The organism is Acetobacter sp. DmW_136 (assembly GCF_008690365.1).
Classification (GTDB): domain Bacteria; phylum Pseudomonadota; class Alphaproteobacteria; order Acetobacterales; family Acetobacteraceae; genus Acetobacter; species Acetobacter oryzifermentans.
The window spans coordinates 1-535 of record NZ_VHON01000100.1 but is presented as its reverse complement, the minus strand read 5'-3'; the positions used below and the strand labels follow the sequence as shown (position 1 = coordinate 535).

Below are 535 nucleotides of genomic sequence, written 5' to 3'. Positions count from 1 at the left end.
CCATCAGGCGCGCTGGGCTGGCCACCAGGCTGGCCGGATCACCCGCGCGGCGTGGGCCTGCCTGCCAAGGCACTTCCAGATTGCTCACGCGGCCAACGGCATCAATAATTTCGCGGTTGGAATTGCCGCGCCCTGTGCCAACGTTAAACACCACGCTTTTATCATTCAGAAGCGGCAGCACAGCCAGATGGGCGCGTGCCAGATCTGTAACATGCACATAATCACGGATACAGGTGCCATCTGGCGTAGGATAGTCCTCACCAAACAGCGTAAGGGCTGGGCGACGCTTCAGGGCAGCATCAATAACCAGCGGGATCAGATGCGTTTCAGGGCGATGGTCTTCCCCCGCACGGCCAGCCGGATCAGCTCCAGCGGCGTTGAAATAGCGCAGGCAGGCACTTTTCAGCCCATGAATTTTGTCGGCCCAGTACAGGGCGCGTTCCACCATATATTTGCTCTCGCCATACGGAGAGCCGGGGTTGATGGGGGCATCCTCGTTAATCGGGCCTTCCCCGGCAGAACCAAACAGGTTGGC

The 535-nt window shown here is 59.6% G+C and carries 1 protein-coding gene; it reads right to left on the bottom strand.

Going from position 1 to position 535, the window contains the following annotated elements; all coding sequences use genetic code 11:
- On the bottom strand, positions 1-535 hold a 535-nt coding region (locus FKW31_RS15880), incomplete at both ends, for an NAD-dependent epimerase/dehydratase family protein (protein ID WP_150179066.1).